Origin of the sequence: Pseudomonas sp. HMWF006 (genome assembly GCF_003061205.1) — a bacterium.
Classification (GTDB): domain Bacteria; phylum Pseudomonadota; class Gammaproteobacteria; order Pseudomonadales; family Pseudomonadaceae; genus Aquipseudomonas; species Aquipseudomonas monsensis.
Window position 1 is genome coordinate 1 of sequence record NZ_QAIU01000527.1, and the last position, 512, is coordinate 512.

A 512-nucleotide genomic window follows, 5' to 3' on the forward strand; every position below is an offset into this window, starting at 1 on the left:
AGGCCGTGCTGCATCACCACCACGTCGGCGGCATGCTCGCTCAGCGGCCAGGCCTGTTCTTCGCAGACGATCTCGACCCCGGGCAGCGGCGCGCCAAGGCGCACGTTGCGCTGAACCTGCGGTGCCGAGGGCGGGGTTTGCGCGGACGGGCCGTAATGCACCAGATAACCACCGAAGAAGCGACCCAGCTCGTCTTCAAGCATGCGCCGCTCTTCGTCGAGCAGAAATTGCCCGAGCGGCCCCGACAGCCATTCACGTGCGGCGCTGATCAATGCCAGCCAGTCCGGATCGGCCTGAGCGAACGCTTTATCGGTCATGTCATTCTCCAACGCGCCAGGAACTACTAAGATGCGCCAATGTTTTCCGCTTGGCGAATTCCGACAATGATACAGATCAGTGCCCTGCCCGCGTTCACCGACAACTACATCTGGTTGTTACAGGATCACCGCTCCCAACGCTGCGCGGTGGTCGATCCGGGCGATGCCGCGCCAGTGCTGGCGTGGCTCGACGCC

At 63.3% G+C, this 512-nt stretch carries 2 pseudogenes; one reads left to right on the forward strand and one right to left on the reverse strand.

The features are described 5' to 3' along the window. A pseudogene (locus tag DBR24_RS23770) lies at positions 1 to 317 on the reverse strand (SAM-dependent methyltransferase); the annotation flags it as partial. 66 nt (positions 318 to 383) lie between these two features. On the opposite strand from DBR24_RS23770, the pseudogene DBR24_RS33435 reads away from it, so the two are divergent. After that, a pseudogene (locus DBR24_RS33435) lies at positions 384 to 512 on the forward strand (hydroxyacylglutathione hydrolase); the annotation flags it as partial.